The organism is Kitasatospora sp. NPDC001527 (genome assembly GCF_040298605.1).
Classification (GTDB): Bacteria; Actinomycetota; Actinomycetes; order Streptomycetales; family Streptomycetaceae; genus Kitasatospora.
This window is the reverse complement of record NZ_JBEPAM010000074.1, coordinates 1-19444: the sequence shown is the minus strand read 5'-3', so window position 1 is coordinate 19444 and position 19444 is coordinate 1. Positions and strand designations below refer to the sequence as shown.

General features: G+C 75.5%; 18 protein-coding genes. 7 read left to right on the top strand and 11 right to left on the bottom strand.

Annotated features, from left to right (window positions below; translation table 11 throughout):
* Position 1: 1 nt before the first annotated feature.
* Positions 2-982: an ArsR/SmtB family transcription factor gene (locus ABT238_RS36325; RefSeq protein WP_350572240.1), complete on the bottom strand. Its 981-nt coding sequence runs from the start codon at positions 980-982 to the stop codon at positions 2-4.
* A 114-nt stretch (positions 983-1096) separates the two neighbouring features.
* On the opposite strand from ABT238_RS36325, the gene ABT238_RS36320 reads away from it, so the two are divergent.
* On the top strand, positions 1097-2305 hold the full coding sequence (locus ABT238_RS36320; protein WP_350805660.1) for an MFS transporter: 1209 nt from the start codon (positions 1097-1099) through the stop codon (positions 2303-2305).
* Between the two features lie 81 nt (positions 2306-2386).
* Here the strand turns inward: ABT238_RS36320 and ABT238_RS36315 are convergent, their stop codons facing one another.
* The 4 genes from ABT238_RS36315 to ABT238_RS36300 form a co-directional block, all read right to left on the bottom strand.
* Positions 2387-3340 carry an AraC family transcriptional regulator gene (locus ABT238_RS36315; protein WP_350572238.1) on the bottom strand — a complete coding sequence of 318 codons (954 nt, stop codon included), beginning with the start codon at positions 3338-3340 and terminating at the stop codon, positions 2387-2389.
* A gap of 141 nt (positions 3341-3481) precedes the next feature.
* Positions 3482-3829 carry an STAS domain-containing protein gene (locus ABT238_RS36310; protein ID WP_350805654.1) on the bottom strand — a complete coding sequence of 116 codons (348 nt, stop codon included), beginning with the start codon at positions 3827-3829 and terminating at the stop codon, positions 3482-3484.
* A 154-nt stretch (positions 3830-3983) separates the two neighbouring features.
* Positions 3984-5522 carry a TolB family protein gene (locus ABT238_RS36305; protein ID WP_350805648.1) on the bottom strand — a complete coding sequence of 513 codons (1539 nt, stop codon included), beginning with the start codon at positions 5520-5522 and terminating at the stop codon, positions 3984-3986.
* A gap of 176 nt (positions 5523-5698) precedes the next feature.
* The gene (locus tag ABT238_RS36300; protein WP_350572235.1) at positions 5699-6451 is read right to left on the bottom strand and encodes a VIT1/CCC1 transporter family protein; all 753 of its coding nucleotides are present in this window, start codon (positions 6449-6451) and stop codon (positions 5699-5701) included.
* Between the two features lie 101 nt (positions 6452-6552).
* On the opposite strand from ABT238_RS36300, the gene ABT238_RS36295 reads away from it, so the two are divergent.
* Together ABT238_RS36295 and ABT238_RS36290 are read left to right on the top strand one after the other, a co-directional pair.
* Complete coding sequence (locus ABT238_RS36295) at positions 6553-7503, top strand: MBL fold metallo-hydrolase (protein ID WP_350805642.1); 951 nt, start codon at positions 6553-6555, stop codon at positions 7501-7503.
* Positions 7504-7759: 256 nt separating this feature from the next.
* The gene (locus ABT238_RS36290; protein WP_350805637.1) at positions 7760-8959 is read left to right on the top strand and encodes an MFS transporter; all 1200 of its coding nucleotides are present in this window, start codon (positions 7760-7762) and stop codon (positions 8957-8959) included.
* 3 nt (positions 8960-8962) lie between these two features.
* Here ABT238_RS36290 and ABT238_RS36285 read toward each other — a convergent pair whose 3' ends face one another.
* The gene (locus ABT238_RS36285; RefSeq protein WP_350805631.1) at positions 8963-9874 is read right to left on the bottom strand and encodes a LysR family transcriptional regulator; all 912 of its coding nucleotides are present in this window, start codon (positions 9872-9874) and stop codon (positions 8963-8965) included.
* Between the two features lie 212 nt (positions 9875-10086).
* Here ABT238_RS36285 and ABT238_RS36280 point away from each other — a divergent pair, with 212 nt between their 5' ends.
* Together ABT238_RS36280 and ABT238_RS36275 are read left to right on the top strand one after the other, a co-directional pair.
* The gene (locus tag ABT238_RS36280; RefSeq protein ID WP_350805684.1) at positions 10087-11262 is read left to right on the top strand and encodes a hypothetical protein; all 1176 of its coding nucleotides are present in this window, start codon (positions 10087-10089) and stop codon (positions 11260-11262) included.
* A 127-nt stretch (positions 11263-11389) separates the two neighbouring features.
* Positions 11390-12094: a metal-dependent hydrolase gene (locus ABT238_RS36275; protein WP_350564793.1), complete on the top strand. Its 705-nt coding sequence runs from the start codon at positions 11390-11392 to the stop codon at positions 12092-12094.
* A gap of 76 nt (positions 12095-12170) precedes the next feature.
* Here the strand turns inward: ABT238_RS36275 and ABT238_RS36270 are convergent, their stop codons facing one another.
* The 3 genes from ABT238_RS36270 to ABT238_RS36260 all read right to left on the bottom strand — a co-directional run bounded on the left by ABT238_RS36270 (position 12171) and on the right by ABT238_RS36260 (position 15632).
* Positions 12171-13529, bottom strand: coding sequence for a TolB family protein (locus ABT238_RS36270; RefSeq protein ID WP_350805626.1), 1359 nt, complete (start codon positions 13527-13529; stop codon positions 12171-12173).
* 499 nt (positions 13530-14028) lie between these two features.
* Positions 14029-15249, bottom strand: coding sequence for a glycosyltransferase (locus ABT238_RS36265; protein ID WP_350805623.1), 1221 nt, complete (start codon positions 15247-15249; stop codon positions 14029-14031).
* 83 nt (positions 15250-15332) lie between these two features.
* Positions 15333-15632 carry a trypco2 family protein gene (locus ABT238_RS36260; RefSeq protein WP_350564788.1) on the bottom strand — a complete coding sequence of 100 codons (300 nt, stop codon included), beginning with the start codon at positions 15630-15632 and terminating at the stop codon, positions 15333-15335.
* A 203-nt stretch (positions 15633-15835) separates the two neighbouring features.
* Between ABT238_RS36260 and ABT238_RS36255 the strand changes: the two genes are divergently transcribed.
* Positions 15836-17266 (top strand): peptidoglycan-binding domain-containing protein, encoded by a 1431-nt coding sequence (locus ABT238_RS36255; protein ID WP_350805615.1) that lies wholly within the window; start codon positions 15836-15838, stop codon positions 17264-17266.
* A gap of 16 nt (positions 17267-17282) precedes the next feature.
* On the opposite strand, the gene ABT238_RS36250 is transcribed toward ABT238_RS36255, so the two are convergent.
* Both ABT238_RS36250 and ABT238_RS36245 read right to left on the bottom strand, forming a co-directional pair.
* The gene (locus tag ABT238_RS36250) at positions 17283-17696 is read right to left on the bottom strand and encodes a GvpU-like protein (RefSeq protein ID WP_350564785.1); all 414 of its coding nucleotides are present in this window, start codon (positions 17694-17696) and stop codon (positions 17283-17285) included.
* Positions 17697-17772: 76 nt separating this feature from the next.
* Positions 17773-18303 carry a MarR family winged helix-turn-helix transcriptional regulator gene (locus tag ABT238_RS36245; protein WP_350564783.1) on the bottom strand — a complete coding sequence of 177 codons (531 nt, stop codon included), beginning with the start codon at positions 18301-18303 and terminating at the stop codon, positions 17773-17775.
* Positions 18304-18399: 96 nt separating this feature from the next.
* Here ABT238_RS36245 and ABT238_RS36240 point away from each other — a divergent pair, with 96 nt between their 5' ends.
* Positions 18400-19317: an NAD-dependent epimerase/dehydratase family protein gene (locus ABT238_RS36240; protein WP_350564781.1), complete on the top strand. Its 918-nt coding sequence runs from the start codon at positions 18400-18402 to the stop codon at positions 19315-19317.
* Positions 19318-19444: the final 127 nt, after the last annotated feature.

Below are 19444 nucleotides of genomic sequence, written 5' to 3'. Positions count from 1 at the left end.
CTCAGCCGCCGCCCCCGGCCGCCGCCAGGGCGTCGCCGAGGGCGGTGCGCTGGTAGAGCACGGAGCGTCCCGAGCGGGCCCGGCTGAGCAGACCGGCGTTGAGCAGGACGGCGAGGTGGTCGCCGACCGCGCCGGTCGCCAGCCGGAGCTGACGGGCGAGCTGGCTGGTGCTGGCGGGGGTGTCCAGCGCGGTCAGGATCCGCGCCCGGGAGCCTCCGAGGAGCGCGCCGAGCGCCCGGGGCGCCGCGGCGGGCGCCGTCTCCAGCAGGGCGGCGGTGCCGCGGGCGGGATAGATCAGGGTCTTCGGCCAGGGCGCCGCCAGATGCGCGGCCACGGTCGGCCGGACGAACACCGAGGGGATCAGCAGCAGTCCCTCCCCGGCCACCGCGACGGTGTCGGTGGGCAGGTCGATCTCGATCGCCCCGTCGCGCCACAGCACGCCGTCGTGCAGGTCGGCGATCACGGCCGCCCAGCCCTGCTCGCCGATCCGGCCGACGCGGTGGACCACGTCCCGCTCGCAGACCGCGCGCAACTGCGGCCAGTCGGCGGCCAGGAGCTCGTGCCAGGCCTCGTCCAGGGCGGCGGCGATCCGCTCCACCACGTCCGGCGCGGCCAGGATCCGCCCGACCCGGGCCTCGGTGACCGGCCGCACGGCCAGCGCGCGGGCGATCTCGGCGCGGGCCCGGGCGGGCGGCGTCGAGCGGATGGCGGCCAGGTCGTCGGCCCAGGTCTGGGCCGGGCCCCGGGGCGGCGCGGCGAGGAAGTCGGGGGCGGAGCGCGGCGTGTGCAGGGCGAGCGCCGCGTCCAGGTCGCCCGCGGCGCGCAGCCGCTCGAAGACGGGGCGCAGCCGAGCCGTCCACGCGGCGGGCAGCCGCCCGCCCCGGCCGTCCAGGGCCCGCAGCAGGCCGGCCAGTTCGATGGCGGGGGAGAGGGCGAAGCGGCTGCGCAGCAGCGCCTCGGCGGCGACCTCGAAGCGGAGCATCCCCCGAGCCTACGACGCGGGCGCGCGGCCCCGGGCGTGCGGTCCCGGGCGCGGCCTTACGCCGGGGGACGAATCATTCGCCCCGGCCGGGACACCACCGGAAGGCTGCCGCGCATGACCACTCACCCGCCGACGCGTCGCACCACCTACCGGGAGGTCCTGGCCGAACGCCGGTTCAGACTGCTCTTCCTCACCCGTGCCGTGGCGATCACCGCCGACTCGCTGCGCATCTCGGCGTTCTCCGTCCTGGTCTTCAGCACCACGGGCTCGCCCCTGCTGAGCGCGGTGTCCTTCGGGGCGGGCTTCCTGCCCCAGATGTTCGGCACCGTGCTGCTCGGCTCGCTCGCCGACCGGCTGCCGCCGCGGGCGCTGATCTCCGGCGGCTACCTGCTGGAGAGCGCGGCGGCGCTGGCCCTGGCCCTGCTGCCGCTGTCCGTCGCGGCTGACCTGGCGCTGGTGGCGCTCGTCGCCCTGGTGACGCCGGTGTTCCACGGCGCCTCCGGGCGGCTGGTGGCCCGTTGGCTGACGGGGGACGCCTATGTGCTGGGGCGGTCGCTGAACAGCATGGCCTCCTCGGTCGCCCAACTCGCGGGCCTGGCCCTCGGCGGCGCGGCGGTGGCCGCCCTGGGCACCCGTCAGGCGCTCGCCGTCGGCGCGGCCCTGCATCTCTCGGCGGCGGTGGCGGCGCGCCTGGGCCTGCCGCGGCTGAAGGCCGACGGTGAGCCGTCCGGCTCGGTGGCGAAGGCCGGCCTGCGCGGGACGGCCGCCCTCCTGGGCGCCCGGGACCCGCGCCGGCTGCTGCTGGCGCAATGGCTGCCGGGCGCCGCCGCGGCCGGTGCCGAGGCGCTGATCGTCGCCTACGCGGGGCAGCACCACTTCGCCCCCGGCAGCTACGCCCTGCTGATGGCCTGTGTGCCGGCCGGCATGCTGGCGGGCGCCCTGGTGGTGGGCCGTCTCCTGCGGCCCTGCGTGCGGGAGCGGCTGGTGGCCCCGCTCGCCGCGGTGACGGGGCTTCCCCTGCTGGCCTTCGCGGCCGGTCCGGGCGTCGGGACGAGCGCGGTCCTGCTGTTCTGCGCCGGCACCGGCTTCGCCTACGCCCTGGGGCTGCAGCGCGCCTTCGTGGACTGCGTGCCCGCCGCTCTCCAGGGCCAGGCGTTCGGGCTGCTGCACTCCGGGACCATGACCCTGCAGGGCGTCGGCCCCGCCTGTTTCGGCCTCCTCGCCGCGGCGGCCGGAACCGGCACCGCGATGGCCGCGGCCGGCGCCGCCACCCTGCTGACCGCCTGGTGGATCGCCGGCTGGCACACCGCGGCACCGGCGTAGCCGCCGGTCACGGGCCGCCCGGCGGGCGGGTCCTCCCGGCCTCGCCGGCACCGGACCGCTCCCGTCGGCACCGCACCAGGTTCAGCCGCGCTCGCGCAGGGTGTCGCCGGGCCGCCGCAGGTAGGTGCGGCGGTACAGGCCCGCGAAGTGGCCGGCGTGCGCGAAGCCCCAGCGCATCGCGATCCGGGTCACCGTCGTGCCGGCCGGGTCGGCGGCCAGCAGCTCCCGGTGCGCCGCGTCCAGGCGCACCCGGCGCAGATGGGCGAGCGGGGTGGTCCCGAGATGCCTGCGGAAGGCGTACTGCAGGCCCCTCGGGGTGACGAAGGCGGCCGCCGCGATGTCCGCGAGCGCGATGTCCCGCTCCGCGTTCGCCTCGATGAACGCGACCGCCCGGCGCACCGTGGCGGGCATGGCGTCCGTCCGGTCCGCCGCCGGGTCGGTGCGGGCGGTGTGCGGCAGGGCCGCCAGGGTCGCGGCCGCCAGGTGCTGGGCCGCGGTGGCCACGAGCAGAGCGCTCTCGCAGGCGACCGGGTTGTCCAGGACGTGGTCGCGCACATAGGCGACGGCGGCGCCCAGCTGCCGGTTCGCCGCCTGGTCGGCGGCGCGGGCCCCGGTCAGCCGGACCGGCCCGCTGCCGTCGGCGCCGGTGGGGGCGACGGCGTCCAGCAGACCGCTGTCGAACATGGCGATGGTGTAGCGGGCCGCGCGGACCTCGCCCCGGTAGGGGGCGTCCGGAGGGGCGATCAGGAACGTCTCGCCGGGGCCGAACACCGTCTCCTCCCCGCCCGCGTCCCGGACGGCGAGCGTGCCGGAGTGCATGCTGATCAGGCACACCCGGCGCAGGCTCTCGGCGTTGAAGGCCATGTCGTAGCCGAAGGACAACCGGTCCACGCTCAGCCCGCCCACCGCCCGGCGGTTGATGCGTGCCCTCGCGTCGACCACCGACTTGCCGATGCGCATCGGCGTGTAGGCGGTGGAGAGGAACTCCTCCGTGGCCTCCGCGCTCGCGCTGTCGAAGGACAACGACTCGATCATCGTCACCACCCGTCCGTCGGCACGGCGGCCTGCTCCGCGTGCCGGGTGTGACGACGCTACGCGCCCGCGCGCCCGGAGGAAAACCCGGCCGCGGCGGTACGGGCCGGACGGTGGACGTTCACCCGTTCACCCGCTCACCGTTCAGCAGTTCGCGTCGGTGGGGTCGAGGCCGGCACCGTCCTCGACCTCGACCTCGAGAACGGTGTCGACCTCGGTGATCCTCAGCAGCCGCCGCAGCTGCGGACGGGGCCGGGTGAGGCGGAAGGCGATGCCGGCCGTCATCGCGCTCCGGCGGGCCCGGAGGAACTCGTTCAGGCCCGCGGAGGCGCAGAACGTCAGCCCGGCGCAGTCGACCGTGATCAGGCTGGGGGCGGGCCGGTACCCGAGCGCGGCGTCCAGGGCCTCGGACAGGACGGCGGCGGTGTCCAGGTCGGCCTCGCCGTCCAGCACCAGTAGGCGGGTACCGGGCCCCGCGGGCCGATCGGTCACACGAAGCTCCGGGTACACGGTGCAGTCCCTTCGACAGCCGGGTGCCCGCCGGCGGACGGTCCCACCCCACAGTCGGCCCTCGGGGCACCGGACCGCAGCCGCGTGAGCGAACAACCCGACCGGCGGCCGTCCGGAAAACGAAACCCGGCCCCGGTCAGCTGTCCTCGTCCTCGCCCCGGTCGTCGCCGTCGCCGTGGTGGCGTCCGGTGGGCCTGGCGAAGACCTGGGACCGCTCGCTCTCCGGGGCGGCGGTTCCGGCGACCAGGTTGCCGCTGGTCGACTCGAACACCACCGTGCGGCCGGCGGCGTCCACGAAGGGCGCCCTGGAGGAACCGTTGCCGAGCGAGCCGTCCGGGGCGGTCGAGACCCGCTCGGTGCGGCCGGTGCGCAGGTCCTGGCGGTAGACGTCCCAGCCCTGGTGCTGCGGGCCGGACACCAGGTTGTCGGCGGCCGACTCGAAGTGGATCCAGCGGTTGTCCGCGGTGATCGAGCCGTGGTCGGAGGAGCCGACCGAGCTGGTGCCGGGCAGACCGCCGCTGACCTTCGTCACCGCGCCCGTCCTCAGGTCCCGGACGTGGAGCACGGTGTGGTAGCGGTGGCCGCCGGTGGAGCCGCCGGGCTCGGGCAGGGTGTAGATCGCGCGCTTCCCGTCGGGGCTGATCGTCGCCTCGAAGCTGGAGTAGCCGAGCACGCCGTCGAGGCCGACGCTCACCGGGGTGAGCTTCCCGGACGGCACGTCGTAGGTGTAGTAGACGGCGGAGGTCGGGTGGGCCGTGATCGTCTGCGCCGGGGCCTGCGGGAGGCTGCGGCGCGCGGCCTCGGCGGCGCCCGGGGTGAGCTCCACGTCGGTGGCGGCGGACGCGGCGGCGAGGCCGGGCGTCTGCTCCTCCGGCAGCAGCTGGGAGAGCGAGGAGAAGCCGATGGTGCGGCCGTCCGCGCTGATCGTGGGGTGGAGCGACAGGAGCTCGCCGGGCCTGCCGTCGGCGTCGCGCGAGACCAGCCGGGTGGTGTGGGTCCACCGGTCGGTGAGGTAGACGTTGTACTTCCAGGTGTACGGCCTGGTGAGCGCGGGGTCGGGGGTGTCCACGACGGTCGGGTCCAGGTCCGTCCGGGAGGACACGAAGGCCACGTAGCGGCCGTCGGCGCTGATCGAGGGCGCGTAGGAGGCGTGGAACTTGTCGGTGTCGGTGCCGGTGGTGCTGCCGCTGACCAGTTCGGTGCGCCCCGTCCTGCGGTCGCGGACGTAGACCTCGTCGCGCCCCTTCACCGGAAGGCCGGGCACCACGTCCTCGGCGTCGCTCTCGAAGGCGACGTAGCGGCCGTTGGCGTTGATCGCGACGTAGTCGGTGAAGCCGTCCAGCGGCTCGTCCGCGTCGGACAGGTTGACGCGCTCGGTGCGCCCGGTGCGCAGGTCCCGCACGTAGGCGTCCCGCCAGCTCTTCCCGGGCTGTTCCACCAGGTTGGTGGCCCAGGAGGTGAACAGCACGTAGCGGCCGTCGGCGCTGATGCCCTGGCTCGCGGACTGGTCGTCGGGCACCGCGCCGTTCACCCCGGTGCTGACCTGGACCGTGCCGCGCGGCGGCGGGCCGGCCTGGGCCGGGGCGGCGGTGGCGGCGAGCAGGGCGGCCGCGGCCAGCGCGCCGGCGCCGCCCGCGAGCCACCGGTTGCGGGTCGTCCGGGTGGTACGAGTCATGAGTCCCCTCCGATCGCCCGGCCGGGCTCCCTCCCGGCGACGGGCTCTGCGGGACAGCCAAGCGCCGCGCGGGCTCCGTGGTCAACGTCCACGGGTATCCCCGCCCGAAAATACGTCAACAGACTTATAGCGCAAGGCGATCGGCCGGGTGGGCGGCTGCGCGCGGGCCCGGGTGCTCACAGCGTGGACGCGTGCAGCAGGGAACCGGCCGCGTAGGTGATCGCCATGGCCAGGGCGCCGCCGGCGACATTGCGCAGGACGGCGGGCCGGGCGGGCGCGTTGCCCAGGCGCGCGGAGCCCCAGCCGCAGACCGCGAGGGCGACCAGGACGGCGAAGACGGTCACCGGGACCCGCGCCGAGGCCGGCGGCAGCACGATCGCCAGCAGCGGCAGCATCGCGCCGACCGTGAAGGCCGCGAAGCTGGCCCAGGCGGCGTGCCACGGGTTGGCCAGCTCCTTCGGGTCGATTCCCAGTTCGACCTCGGCGTGCGCGGTGAGCGGGTCGTGCGCCGTCAGCTCCAGGGCGACCTGCCGCGCCAGCTGCGGCGTCAGCCCCTTGGCGGTGAGGAGTCCGGTCAGCTCGTCGAGTTCCGCCTCCGGCGCGGTGGCGAGCTCGTGGCGCTCCTGGGCCAGGGCCGCCCGTTCGGAATCGCGCTGGGTGCTGACCGAGACGTACTCCCCGGCGGCCATCGACAGCGATCCCGCCAGCAGTCCGGCCAGTCCCGCCGTCAGCAGTTCGCTCGCCGTGGACCGGGCGCCGGCCACGCCCACCACGAGTCCGGCCGTCGACACCACCCCGTCGTTGGCCCCCAGCACCCCGGCCCGCAGCCAGTTCAGCCGGCCGCCCAGGCCACCGGTCTCGTGCGGCTCGCCGTGATGCCGTCCGTCCGCCGCGGAACGCTCCCGCCGCTCGTCGTCAGCGTTGCCCATCCGTGGAGTATGGCAGCAGGCGGCCGCGGGGAGCGGAAGGCCCACCGCGGCCGGCGGGACCGGGTGGAACCGCGGCGCCGGTGTGATCGTCTTCTCGGGGCATGAGTGACAACACATGGGCCCGTCGAGGCCTCCTCCGTACGGCGGTCGCGGGGGCCGCCTTACTCCCCGTGGTCGGTGGCGCGGCCACGGCGGCCGCGAGCGAGCCGCAGCAGCCCCGGGGCGACGCCGAAACGGTGTTCACCTGGCTCGGCAACAGCGGTTGGCGGATCGAGGGCAACGGGAAGACCGTCCTGTTCGACCCGTACATCACGCGCTTCCCGACCAACGGTTTCGACCCGAAGACCCGGCTCACCATCGCCACCGACCTGGTCGACCGGCACATCGGCACGCCGGACATCGTCCTGGTCAGCCACAGCCACTGGGACCACGTCAACGACGTCCCCCACATCGCCAGGAGCCGGGGCATCCCCGTCGTGGGGACCGCCACCACCTGCCACCTGCTGCAGGCGATGGGCGTGGACCCCGCGCGGCTGATCGTGGTCAAGGGCGGCGAGGTGCTCGACTTCGGCGGGTTCGTCGTCGAGGTGGTGGCCAGTCTGCACAGCCGCAACGCCAAGCACCGCTACTGGGTCCCCGGCACGCTGAACGCGCCGCCGGCCAAGGCGCCCAGGACGATCGGCGACCTCCCCGAAGGCGACACCCTGGCCTTCCAGGTCCGGGTCGGTGACGGCCCGTCGGCCCTCCTGACCGGGGCGAGCGACTTCGTCGAGCGCAACTTCGCCGGTCTGGAGCCCGACATCGCGATGATCTCCGTGGAGAGCACCGCCCGGGCCGTCCACCGCTACGTTCCGCGGCTCCTCAAGGCCCTCGACTCCCCGCGAACGGTGATCCCCGTGCACTGGGACGACTTCGAGTCGCCGCTGACGAACCCGGCCGTCCAGGACCGGACGATGGACCTGGACGGCCTCGTCTCCCAGGTCCGCGCCCTGTCACCGGGCACCCGGCTGATCCGCCCCGAGCACCTGACGCCCCTGAGGCTGCGCGCCTAGCCGTCCGTCCTCGACCCGGACAAGGGGGTCGACCCGGCCGTCGACGACGCCGACGGCGTCCTGCTCGACGGCCGGACCGGCTACCTCTCGGACGGCGGAACCCTCCGGGCCCCGGGCCTGGCCGCGGGCCGGGCGGTCGGCTCGGCGCGCGCCGGGCCGACCGCCCGGCGCGGCACCACGATCGATGAGCCGGGCTCATCGGTCGATGAGCTGATCGATCTTGTTCGGCCCTTCCGCCGGCTGGTGAGCTGGCCGCATGACAGACGCCGAAGTCCTCGCACCACCGTCGGCCCCACCCACCGCCACCCGCTGGCCGCCGGTCCTCGCCGTCGCGCTCGCCACCTTCACCGTGGTGTCCTCCGAGATGATGCCGGTCGGCCTGCTCACCCCGATGTCGCAGAGCCTCGGCGTCACGGACGGGGTCACCGGTCTCTCCCTCACCATCACCGGACTGCTCGCCGCCGCCCTCGCCCCGTTCGCCCCGAGGATCGTCGGCCGCCGCGACCGCAGGGCCGTCCTGGTCGCCTTCATGCTCCTGCTCGCCCTGGCCGACGCGCTGTCCGCCCTGGCACCGGACTTCGCCGTCCTCGCCGCCGCCCGGATCCTGCTGGGCGTCGCGATGGGCATCGTCTGGGGCCTGGTCGCGAGCCTCGGCCCGCGCCTCGCCGAGGGCCCGCGGGTCGCGCTCGCCATGACACTGATCTTCTCCGGAGTCTCCGTCGCCTCGGTCCTCGGCGTCCCGCTCGGCACCTACCTGGCCGCCCTGCTCGACTGGCGCGCCGCGTTCTGGGCGCTCGCCGCGCTCGGCGTCCTCTGCGCCGCCGTCCTCGCCGCCACCCTGCCCCCGCTGCCGGCGCGCGGCCCCGCACACCGGCGCGGACCGGCCCACGCCCTGCGCCACCGCGGCGTCGCCACCGCGATCGCCGTCACCGCCCTCGTCGTGCTCGGCCACTTCGCCGGCTACACCTACCTGCGGCCCGTCCTCGAAGCCGACGCGGGCCTGAGCAGCGGTGCGATCGCCGCCTGCCTGCTCGGCTACGGACTGGCGGGGGTCGCCGGGAACTTCACCCTCGGCCCGCTGTCCGGGCGCCACCCGAGGACGGCCGTCGCCCTCGCCCTCGGCGGCGTCGCCCTGGCCGCCCTGCTGCTCCCGCACGCCACCGGAGGCGTCGTCACCGTGCTGCTCGTCCTGCTCCTCTGGGGTGTCGCGTACGGCGGGGTGTCGGTCTCCACCCAGACCTGGGTCCGCACCGCCGACCCCGCCGTGATCGAGGCCTCGGCGGCGCTCTGGGCGGGCGTGTTCAACGCGAGCATCGCGCTCGGCTCCCTCGCCGGCGGCCAGGTGGTCGACCGCGCCGGCACCGGCGCCGTCCTGCTCACCGCGGCGGGGCTGGCCGGCGCCGGACTGCTGCTCACCGCGCTGTCGCGGCCGCGCGGCCGGCGACGCGACGGGTAGCGCTCAGTCGACCTGCCCGGCCAGCAGCGCGACGAACTCCGCGGCCAGCCGGTGCGGCCGCCGCTCGTGCTGGACCACCTCCAGGGTGGTCGGCTCCAGCTCGGGCACCGGCAGGAAGCGCAGGTCCGGGCGCTGGACGTACATCGTGCTCCGCTCGCAGAGCAGCAGCCCCCGACGGGTGCCGGCCACCATCGACAGGCCCTCCTGGATGGTTGCCGCCCCCGCCGGGTAGCTCAGCTCCCGTCCGCTCGGCGTCCGCCGGGGCGCGTTCACCTGCCGCCAGTACGCGGGCGCCGGGCCGCGCGGCTCGATCAGCGGCAGCGCGGCCAGTTCCTCGGCGCTCACCCCGTCCGTCCCGCCCGCCCCGGCGAGGCGCTGCCCGGCGGAGATCGCCACGTGCACCGGCTGCCGGGAGAACTCCATCAGCACCTGGAGGTCGGGCTCCCGGCACGGGGCGAGCACGATGGCGAGGTCCACCTCGCCCCGGGCCAGGTGGCCGAACGGGTCCGCCCACGGCAGCTCGACCAGCTGCGTGGCGCCCTCCGGCAGGCCCGCGATCACCCGGGCGACCGGCTCGTACACCGCGCACTGGAAGCCCAGCCGCAGCGGCCGCGCCGTCGCCGCCCGCGCCCGGGCGCTCCCGTACCCCTCCCGCAGCCGCTCGAAGGCGGGCACCACCTGCTCGGCCAGCTCCCGCCCCAGCGCCGTCGGCTCCACCCGGCGGCTGGTCCGCCGGAACACCGGAGCACCGATCCGGCTCTCCAGCCGCTTGATCAGCTGGGAGACCCGCCCCTGCGAGAGCCCCAACCGCTCCGCCGTCCGCCGGAAGTGCAGCTCCCCGACCAGCACGGCGAAGCACTCCAGCTCCTGCAGCGGCAGCTCGGGAAGCAGGGGTCCCACCGTCCGTCGTTCCATCTCGGCAGCGTACGCCCACCTCCCGCCGCCCTCATGACGGTCAATCGGTCGGCCGCTTCCTTTCGTCCGTGGTCAAACATGCTGACAGGTGTGCCGGACTGTGGAAAGGTCTGGACCGATCCGCCGGCCGGTCCGGCCACCGCCGGGCCGCCGGAGCGGATGCGAGGTCCCGACCGAGGCTCTCGCATCGCGACGTCGAGGAGTCTGCCGTGATGTCTCGTACGCGCTCGCGTCGGTCCGGCGCGCGTGCCGCTGTCGCCCTGCTGTCGGCCGCTCTCGCGCTGACGGTCTTTCCGGCCCCCACGGCGGTCGCCGCCGAGGCCTCCCCACCGCCCGCCGGCGGCCGGGCCGTTTCCTCGCTCCAGGTGCCGCCCGGCGTCACCGCCGGGGTGGCGGTCTACGACCGGCAGAGCGGCACCTTCACCGAACAGCTCAACGCCACCACCCAGTTCCGCTCCGCCTCGGTGGTCAAGCTGCTGATCGCCCTGGACTTCCTGTGGAACCGGGGCCCCGCCTACGACATCCCGTCCGCCGACCGCGTCCGGCTGGACGCCATGCTGCGCAGCAGCGACGACTACGCGGCGAGCTATTACTGGGCGAACAACGGCGCCGGCGCGATCGTCGACCGGATGGTCACCCGGCTGGCGCTGACGGGCACCGCCCGCCCGCCCGCGACCTACGAGGGCTACTGGGGCTACACCGCCCTCACCGCGGCCGACACCGTACGGATCTACCGCTACCTCCTGGAGCAGGCGCCGGCGGCGGTACGCGACCACGTGCTCGGGAACCTGCACGCCTCGACCAGGTGCGGCACGGACGGCTTCGACCAGCGCTTCGGGATCGCCGGGGCCTTCGAGCAGCCGTGGGCCGCCAAGCAGGGCTGGTCGGGCTTCTCCTCGGGAGGGTGCACACCGCAGCCGCCCCACCCGCCGACGGTCGCGCCCGCCGGCCCGGCGGGCGGCACGGCCGTGGACCTCACCCGCCCGGTCCTGCACAGCACCGGCACCGTCGGCACCGGCGACCGCACGATCGTGGCCGTCTACACCTCGCACCCCGTGGGCACCACCTACGGAAAGGCCTACACCGATCTCGGCCGCCTCACCCGCTCGCTGAACGTCCCCGGTGCCGTCCAGCCGGCCGGCAGCTGGTTCGGGACCTGGGGCGAGAACGTCCGGGTACGGCCGGGCCCCGACACCTCCCAGCCGCCGATCACCGTGCTGCCCGCCGGCGTCGAGGCGCTGGTGACGTGCCAGAAGCAGGGCGAGTCGGTCTCCGTCCCGCCCTACCTCAACGACTGGTGGGCGTACCTGCCGCAGTACGGCGGCTACGTGACGAACATCTACCTGCAGTCGCCCGGCAACCAGCTGCCCGGCGTCGGCGTCTGCTGAACTCCGCCCGCCACCGTCCCGGCCCGGGGGATTGGGAACGGGAGCGGCGGGCAGACGGACCCCGCCCTCCGCGACCGGCGGAGCGGGCGGTGTCCGGCGGGAGCGGAAGGCAAGGGGGCGGGTCGTCGTGCTGGGTCAGTCACACGCGCTCAGCGGGGCACTGGCCTACGCGGCGACCGCGCCCTTCCTGCCGGAGGCGCTGGTGGGCGTGGAGCCGCGGCCGGGCGAGATCCTGGTCGGCACGCTGCTCTGCGCCGGGGCGGCGGTGCTGCCCGACCTGGACCACCGCGACGCGACGCCCGCCCACCTGTTCGGCCCGCTCTCCAGGGGGCTGTGCGGCCTGGTGGGCCGGCTGTGCGGCGGCCACCGCCACGCCACCCACTCCCTGGTGTTCGTGGCGCTCGCGGGCTGGGGCACCCGGGCGGGCGTCACACGCCTCGGAGACGGCTTCACCCTCGGCCTGACCTTCTTCCTCCTCGCTCTCGCCGCCCGCGCGCTGCACCTGCACCCGCCCGGGCACGGGCCGACGGCATGGCTGACCTCCGTCGGCCTGGCCGGTGTCGGGACGGCCACGGTGGCCGCCTGGTTCCCCGGCATCGCCGTCTGGATCCCGTACGCGGTCTGCCTGGGGACCCTGGCCCACCTGCTGGGGGACTGCCTGACCCCGCGGGGCGCTCCCCTCCTGTGGCCGTACCGGAGGCGCTTCGAGCTGGTGCTGATCCGGCGGACCGGCGGAAGGCTGGAGACCCGGTTCGTGGTGCCCGTGATGACCGTCGCCACCTTCGCGGCTCTCTGGTTCGCGGCCTTCGCCCCCCTGCTGGCCACCGGCTGAGAGCCGCCACCCGGCGCGGCGGCACGCCGGCCTGCCGCCGCGCCGGGAGCGGTGGCGCGCCGCCGCACCGGAACCGTCAGAACAGCGGCAGCCGGCGCAGGAAGACGTCCTGGTGCTGGTTGGTGTCCCCCGGAATCCCGGGGGCGTCGGCCGAGGCGATCATCACCGACGTACCCAGCGCGTCGACGGCCGGACCGTCCGACTCGACCGGGGGCTGCGAGCCGTCGGTGGTCAGACCGACCCGTTCCACCGCCCCCGTCCACAGGTCGCGCCGGAAGACGTCGGCGACCCCGTTGCCGTCACCCGGCACCAGGTTGGCGGCGTTCGAGGCGAAGTAGACCCGTCGGCCGTCGGCGGTCATCACGGGGGAGTACGACTGGCCGTCGCCCGCACCGGGCGCGCCGTCGTGGGCGGTGCTGACCAGGGTGGTGGTACCGGCCCGCAGATCGTGGACGAAGACCTGCGGGTGCGCGTAGCCGGTGGCCGGCGACGTGTAGGAGCTGAAGAGCGCGAAACGACCGTCCGGGCTCAGCCCGCCGTCGAGGACGCCGTAGGTCCTGCCGTCGGGGCCCACGCTCGCGGGGCGGGTGGTCCCGGTGCGCAGATCGTGGACGTAGAGCGGATACGTCCGGGCGAGCCGCCCGTCCGCCGCCTCCTCCTCCGGGTCGCCGCCGGAGCCGGGGGCGAGGCTGTCCCGGGAGATGAAGGAGACCCGGCTGCCGTCGGCGCTGATCGCGGGGTGGCGAGCGGGGCTCTCGGCCTGCGTGCCGTCGTCGGCCACGTTGGCACGCCGGGTGGTGCCGGTCCGGCGGTCGTGCACGAAGACGTCGGCCACGTGGTTGGTGTCCCCGGGCACCAGGTCGCCCCGCCCGGAGGCGAAGGCGACGTACCGGCCGTCCCAGCTGATCACCGGGGTGTCGGTGCCGCCGGTCTGCGGCTGCGACGGGTCCCCGACGGAGATCCGCTCGGTGCGCCCGGCGACCCGGTCACGGACGTACACGTCGAAGACACCGTTGGTGTCACCCGGGACCAGACCGCCGGCGTCCGAGGCGAAGGCGACGTAGCGGCCGTCGGCGCTGATCGCCCTCCCGGAGGAGGAGCCGGTGGCCTGACCGCCGTCGTCGGCGACGCTGACGCGCTCGGTCCGGCCGGTCACCAGGTCCCGCACGAAGACGTCGGAACTGCCGTTGGTGTCGCCGGGCACCAGGTTGGCCGCGTCCGAGGTGAAGACGGCGTAACGGCCGAAGGCCGAGAGGCCGCCGAGGTAGGAGTCGCCGTCCGGCTGCGCCCCGCCGGGCGCCTGGCTGATCCGTACGACCGGCGGCGGCACGGCGGCGGGCCCCGCGGCGGCGGGCCCCGCGGTGACCGCGCCGAGCACGACGGCCACCGCGCCGGCGAGCGCGGTGCGGGTTCGGGCAAGGTGCGGTACGGGCATGGTTCCTCCCCAACAGGCTTGTCCCCGGCCTCCGTTGGCCGGGACGATGCCCCGAGCCAACAGCCGGGAAGGGCCGGCGGTCAACGCCCGCTCGGCGACTGCCGCAGCGCGCAAGGACATCAGGGCGCCACCAGCCCGCGCTCGTCGGGCCTGGCCGTCGCGGGCGGCATCACCCCGCGCGGCTACGGCTTCGAGTGCGCCGAGGTCCGGAAGGCGCTGGACCAGGGACCGAAGCCCCGCGAGGTGGCCCGGGCCGTCGGCAGCCACGAGTTCTACGTCCCCGGGCGGGCCGACCCGAACCGGCCCGCCCGGAGCAGTTCGGCCCAACGGCACCACCGTGGACTCCCCGTTCCGCGGCTTCTACCGGTTCGCCGAGCGCTCCGCGGTCCACGCGGAGACGGTTCGGCGGCATCCCGGTCCAGACCCCCGGAACCGAGCGCTGAGCCCTTCCCCCGACCGCCGGCGGTCCTCGCGGCCGGCGTCCAGGCCGATGACGTGATCACCCGCCACGGCGGCCCGCGCCGTGCGCCGCGACGTGGGCGAGCACCGGGGCCGCGCCGTCCTCGGCGGCGAGGCGCCCGGCGAGCCCGGCCGCGCGGCGGCGGCGCGCCGGGTCGGACAGGCAGGCCGTCAGGGCGTCCCCGAGGGCCTCGGCGGTGAGGTCCCGGAACGGCAGGGGCCTGGGCGCCACGCCCAGCCGGTGGAGCCGGGACGCCCAGAACGGCTGGTCGGCCATGACGGGGACGGGCACCGCGGGCACCCCGGCCCGCAGCCCGGCCGCGGTGGTGCCCGCGCCGGCGTGGTGGACGACGGCGGCGGTGCGGGGGAACAGCCAGTCGTGCGGGAGGTCACCGACGGCCAGGACGTCCGGGCCGTGCCCGCTCAGTCCGGCCCAACCGGCCTGCACCACCGCCCGCACGCCCGCTCGCCGCACCGCGGCGGCCACCAGTTCGCCGAGCCGTTCGCCCTGCCCGGGCGCCATGCTGCCGAAGCCGATGAACACCGGCGGCGGTCCGGCCCCCAGGAAGTCGACCAGGTCGGCCGGGGGCCGCCAGCGCTGCGGCCGGACGGGCCACCAGTAGCCCGTCACCTCGACCCCGGGCGGCCAGTCCGCGGGGCGCGGCACCACCAGCGGACTGAAGCCGTGGAAGACCGGCCGGACGCCCCCGGGCGCCGGGCGCGCGTCGGCGGGCAGCCCGAGGCGGGCGCGCAGCCGGGTCACGGCATCGGCGAAGAGCGCCTCCGCCCGGCCGAGTACGGCCCGGCCCGCCGCGAGGTTGCCCTCCGGCCCCGATCCGTCGGCGTCCCGGGCACCGGGCAGGGGGAACTGCCCGGTGGCGAACGCCGGCGCGAGGTAGGTGCCGACGACGGGGACGCCGAACGCCTCCCCGGCCGTGCGGCTGAACGGGGACGGGCCGAAGGCGGTGAGCACCAGGTCCGCCCCGTCGGCGACGGCCCGCGCCACGCCGTCGGCGAGCCCGTCCACGTACGCCCTCGACGCCGCCCGGGCCTCCTCGGGCGAGGCCGCCCGGGCCCGGACCAGCTCCTGCGGGTCTCCCGGGACGGACCGGTGGTCGAGCCCGCAGCCGCCGACGAGCGCGGCGAACGACGGGTGGGCGGCCACGGAGACGCGGTGGCCCGCCTCCAGCAGACGCCGCCCCAGACCGGTGAAGGGCGCGACGTCGCCCCGCGAGCCGGCGGTGACGATCAGGATCCGCATACCGCGATTCTCCCCGGGCGGACGCCCCTCGGCCCGGCCGCGGCTCCCGGCGGCCGTCGCCGTCGGACCGGACCGGGCACCGGTCACCGCTCGCGGGGCAGGGACCTCCCGGAGACCTCCGGGGGCCGGCCGGTGGCGGCCACGCGCGGGTGCAGGGTCAGCTTGATGTGCTGGGTGTCGGTGCGAGTGCGCGAGGCGTCGCCGCCCATTTCGACGACCCAGAACCGCACCTTGGCACCCGCCTGCCCCGAACGCTCGACCGCCACGGCGACCTCCAGTTCGATGTCGCCGAGCTCGAAGGCGATGGTCCGGCCGACAGCGTCGGCCATGGCCTTCTCCAACTGGCCCCGCAGGTCGTGGATGACATCCGACAGCTCGATCACTGGTCGCTCCGGGGTCGGTTCGGGCTGGACGCGACCCCACTATAGGACTTCTCGAAGTCCCGCATGGCTCGCCGCGGCCCTGGGCAACTCCCGGGCATGAACGTCGTATTGGGACTTGACGGAGCCTCCCCGGGCATCGGCATCGGCATCGGAATCGGCATTGGCATCGGTATCGGCCCCGGCGCCGGGGCGGCGGCACGGCGGTGACCGGACTGCGCGGCGAGCGGGCCGCAGAAGTGATCGTCCGGCACACCGACGGCCGCGAGACCCGCGGCTCGGGCTACCTGGTCCGCGCGGGCGTGGTGCTGACCGCCGCGCACGTGGTGCGGCTCGCCACCCGCGTCACGGTCCGCTTCGAGGCGGACCGCCCGGCGCAGTGGAGCGCTCCGGCACGCGTCCTGTGGTCGGACGCGCGCGCCGACGCGGCCCTGCTCGCCCTGGACGCGGCCGACCCCGGGGGCGAGGGCGATGCGGACGGCGCGGACGGCGCGGGGGGCGCGCGAAGGAGCGCGCGGCGCGTCAGGGCGGCGCGCTTCGCGGCGGTCCGCGAGCGCGACGCGGGCCTGCGCTCCAGCGCGCTCGGTTTCCCCTTCTTCAAACGGCGCGACGACGCCGACGGCCTCACCTCGTACCGGGACTCCTGCCACGCCCGCGGCGAGATCGCGCCGCTGGCCGACCGCAGGGAGGGCACCCTGGAGCTGCGGGTCCAGGAACCCGAACGGGACCCGGACCCGGACCGCTCCCCATGGGAGGGGATGTCGGGATCGGCCGTCTGGGCGCACGGCCGGATCGTCGGGGTGGTCTCGCTGCACCGCCGCGAGGAGGGCCTGGGCACCCTGACGGTCAGCCGCGCCGACAGGTGGGCGGCCGCGGCCGACGAGGCGGGCCGCGAAGCCCTGCGCGCCGTCGGCGTCACCGCCGCACTGCCACCGGCCGCGCCCCGGTGGCGCGAGCCGCGGCTGCTCCTGTGGAGCGGCACCGGCGCGGTCCTCCTCGCCCTGACCGCCTGGTTCGCCACCGCGCGCCTCACCGCGCAGCCGCCGCTGCACTTCCGCGTCACGGGCAGCTGCGACAAGCCCGGGACGAGGCTCCTCAACGCGTCCTCCGGGTTCACCCCCGGAGGCCGCTACACCAACGAGATCCGCTCACCCGACGGGAAGCTCTTCCCGCTCGGCACCCGCCAGAGCAACATCGTGACCGACAGCGGCTCGCTGACCTGGCAGTGGACCTGCGCCCGCACCGACAAACCGGGTACCTACCAGGCCCGCGTCACCGACGAGACCACCCACCGGCAGACCGGCTGGGTCCCCTTCACCGTCGCCCCCTACGCCCCGTACGCCTGTGCGTTCCGCGAGGAGAACGGCCTCTGGTACGCCGGCCTCAGCGGGACCACCACCCTCCCGCTCCCGCCGCCGACGGGCGGGACCTCGATGGACGACGTCGCCGAGGCCCAGTGCCTCCTCCAGCGCCTGGGCTTCGACCTCGGGCAGGGGAACGTCGACGGCTGGTACGGCGAGCGCACCCGGCAGGCCGTCGTCGCCCTGCAGCAGCAGGCCGGAGCCACCGCGGACGGCCTCATCGGCCCGGCCACCTGGCGGCTGCTGCGCACCCGTTCACCTCAGGGCGCCGGCTGACCCGAGCACCGCGGCGTCACTGGTCGGAGTAGCTGAGGTCTCCCACCGTCCAGCTGCTGATGTCGGCGATGGCGATGCGGTACATGCCGCCGGTGTGGGGCAGGCCGTAGCTGCCCTGCAGGATGCGGGCGACGTGCAGGTGCAGGTGGGTCGGCCGTGCGGTGGCCGGTGTGCCGTGCTCACCGGCCCCCGTACCGGCCGCCGCACCGGCGCCGTCGCCGCCAGCCTGCGGCGTGAAGAGCGCGGCGAAGGGCTTCAGGAAGTCGGAGGCGGTGAGGACTTCCGCAACCCGCTCGAGCCACAGGCTCTCCGGCGCCAGCCGGCCGGTGATGACCGCACCGGGGACGACCACGGTCAGGGGCATCTGGTTACTGCGCTCGGACTCCACCATCGCGGCGATCTTGACGAGCAGTCCATCGGGATTCGACATGGAACCGAGGGTAGTGCCCGCCGGGCCGTGTCGACCCGATCGCGCGTCCGCCGCCCCGCCCGTCCGCCGCCCCCGCTCACCGCTCGGCGGGATCCTCCGCGTGGTCGCCGAGGGTGAGCAGGACGCGCCGCAACAGGGCGGCGAGCTGGTCGCGTTCGCCGGTGGTGAGCCCCGTGAGCTGGCGCTCCTCACCGGCCAGGTGGTGTTCGACGAGACGGTTGGCCAGCTCCCGCCCGCTGTCGGTCAGCGAGATCAGCACCCGGCGGCGGTGGGCCGGATCGACGTCCCGGTCGACCAGGCCCTTCTCGACGAGGCGGTCGATGCGGTTGGTGAGCGCCGCGGAGCTGACCATCGCGGCCGAGCTGAGCTCGCCCGCGTTGAGGACGTGCGGCGGCCCGGAACGCAGCAGGGTGGCGAGGACGTCGAACTCCCAGGGTTCGACGCCGTGCACGGCCAGGTTCTCCTTGATCCCGCGCTCCAGCAGGCGCGAGGCGCGGGAGAGACGGCCGATCACGGCCATGGGGGAGGCGTCCAGGTCGGGGCGGACCGCGCGCCACTGCGCGGTGATGCGGTCGACGCCGTCGTGCTGCGGCTGCTGTTCCGTCATGCGCCCAGCCTAACATTTCGATGTAGAAGTGTTTGACGGCGCGGACCGAATCTGCCTATAGTTTTGACATCGAAATGTTCGACACTGGGGGATGACATGAAAACCCTGCTCACCGGTGCCACCGGTTACATCGGCTCGGCCGTGACCGAGCACCTCGTCGCCGCCGGCCACCAGGTCGTCGCACTCACCCGCGGCAGCGAGCCACAGCCCGGCCGGGCCTGGCACGCGCGGGTGATCGGCGACACCGCCGACCCGGCCTCGCTGGCCGGTGCGGTGACCCCCGACATCGAGGCCGTGATCCACCTGGCTCCCCCGAGCGGCGACGCCGACGTCGACGCCGCCGTCATCGAGGCGCTGGCCGCTCCGCTGCGCGGCACCGGCCGCCCGTTCGTCTACACCAGCGGCGTCTGGGTGCTCGGGGCCACCGGCGAGGCCCAGGAGGTCGCCGAGGACGCCCCGACCCGCCCGATCGACATCGTCGGCTACCGCCCGCTGATCGAACAGCGGGTCCTGGCCGAGAGCGCCGAGGGCGTGCGCGCGGTCGTCGTCCGGCCCGGCATCGTGTACGGCCGGGGCGGCGGCATCCCCGCCATCCTGGTCGACCGGGCCCGCCAACAGGGCGTGCCCGAGTACTACGGCGCGGAGGGCGTGCGCTGGCCGGTCGTCCACGTGGACGACCTCGCCGAGCTGTTCGTGGCCGCCGCCGAGCGGGCCGAGGCCGGCACCGTCTGGCACGGCGTCGGCGAGTCGGCCGTCCCGGTGCGCGACCTCGCCCGCGCCGCCGGCCGTGCGGCCGGCGTGTCCGGCGCCCCGCAGGCGGTGCCGGTGGAACAGGCCGCCGAGACCTTCGGCCCGCTCTTCGCGGGCGCGCTCGCCCTTGACCAGAGCGTCAGCGGAGCCGCCGCCCGGACCGCCCTCGGCTGGCGGCCGGAGCGGCCGGACGCGGTGACCGAGCTGGAGTCCGGCTCCTACCGGCGCGTCGACGCCGCCCAGGAAGCCGTCGCGGTCGACTGACCCTCCCAACCCCCACACCCCACCCGGCCGGCCCGGGGGCACTCTGGACATCGAGGACTTCGCCTCGGTGGGAACGTTCACCGACTTCGTCCTGGCCACGCGCGGCGGCATCGCGGCCACGGCCTAA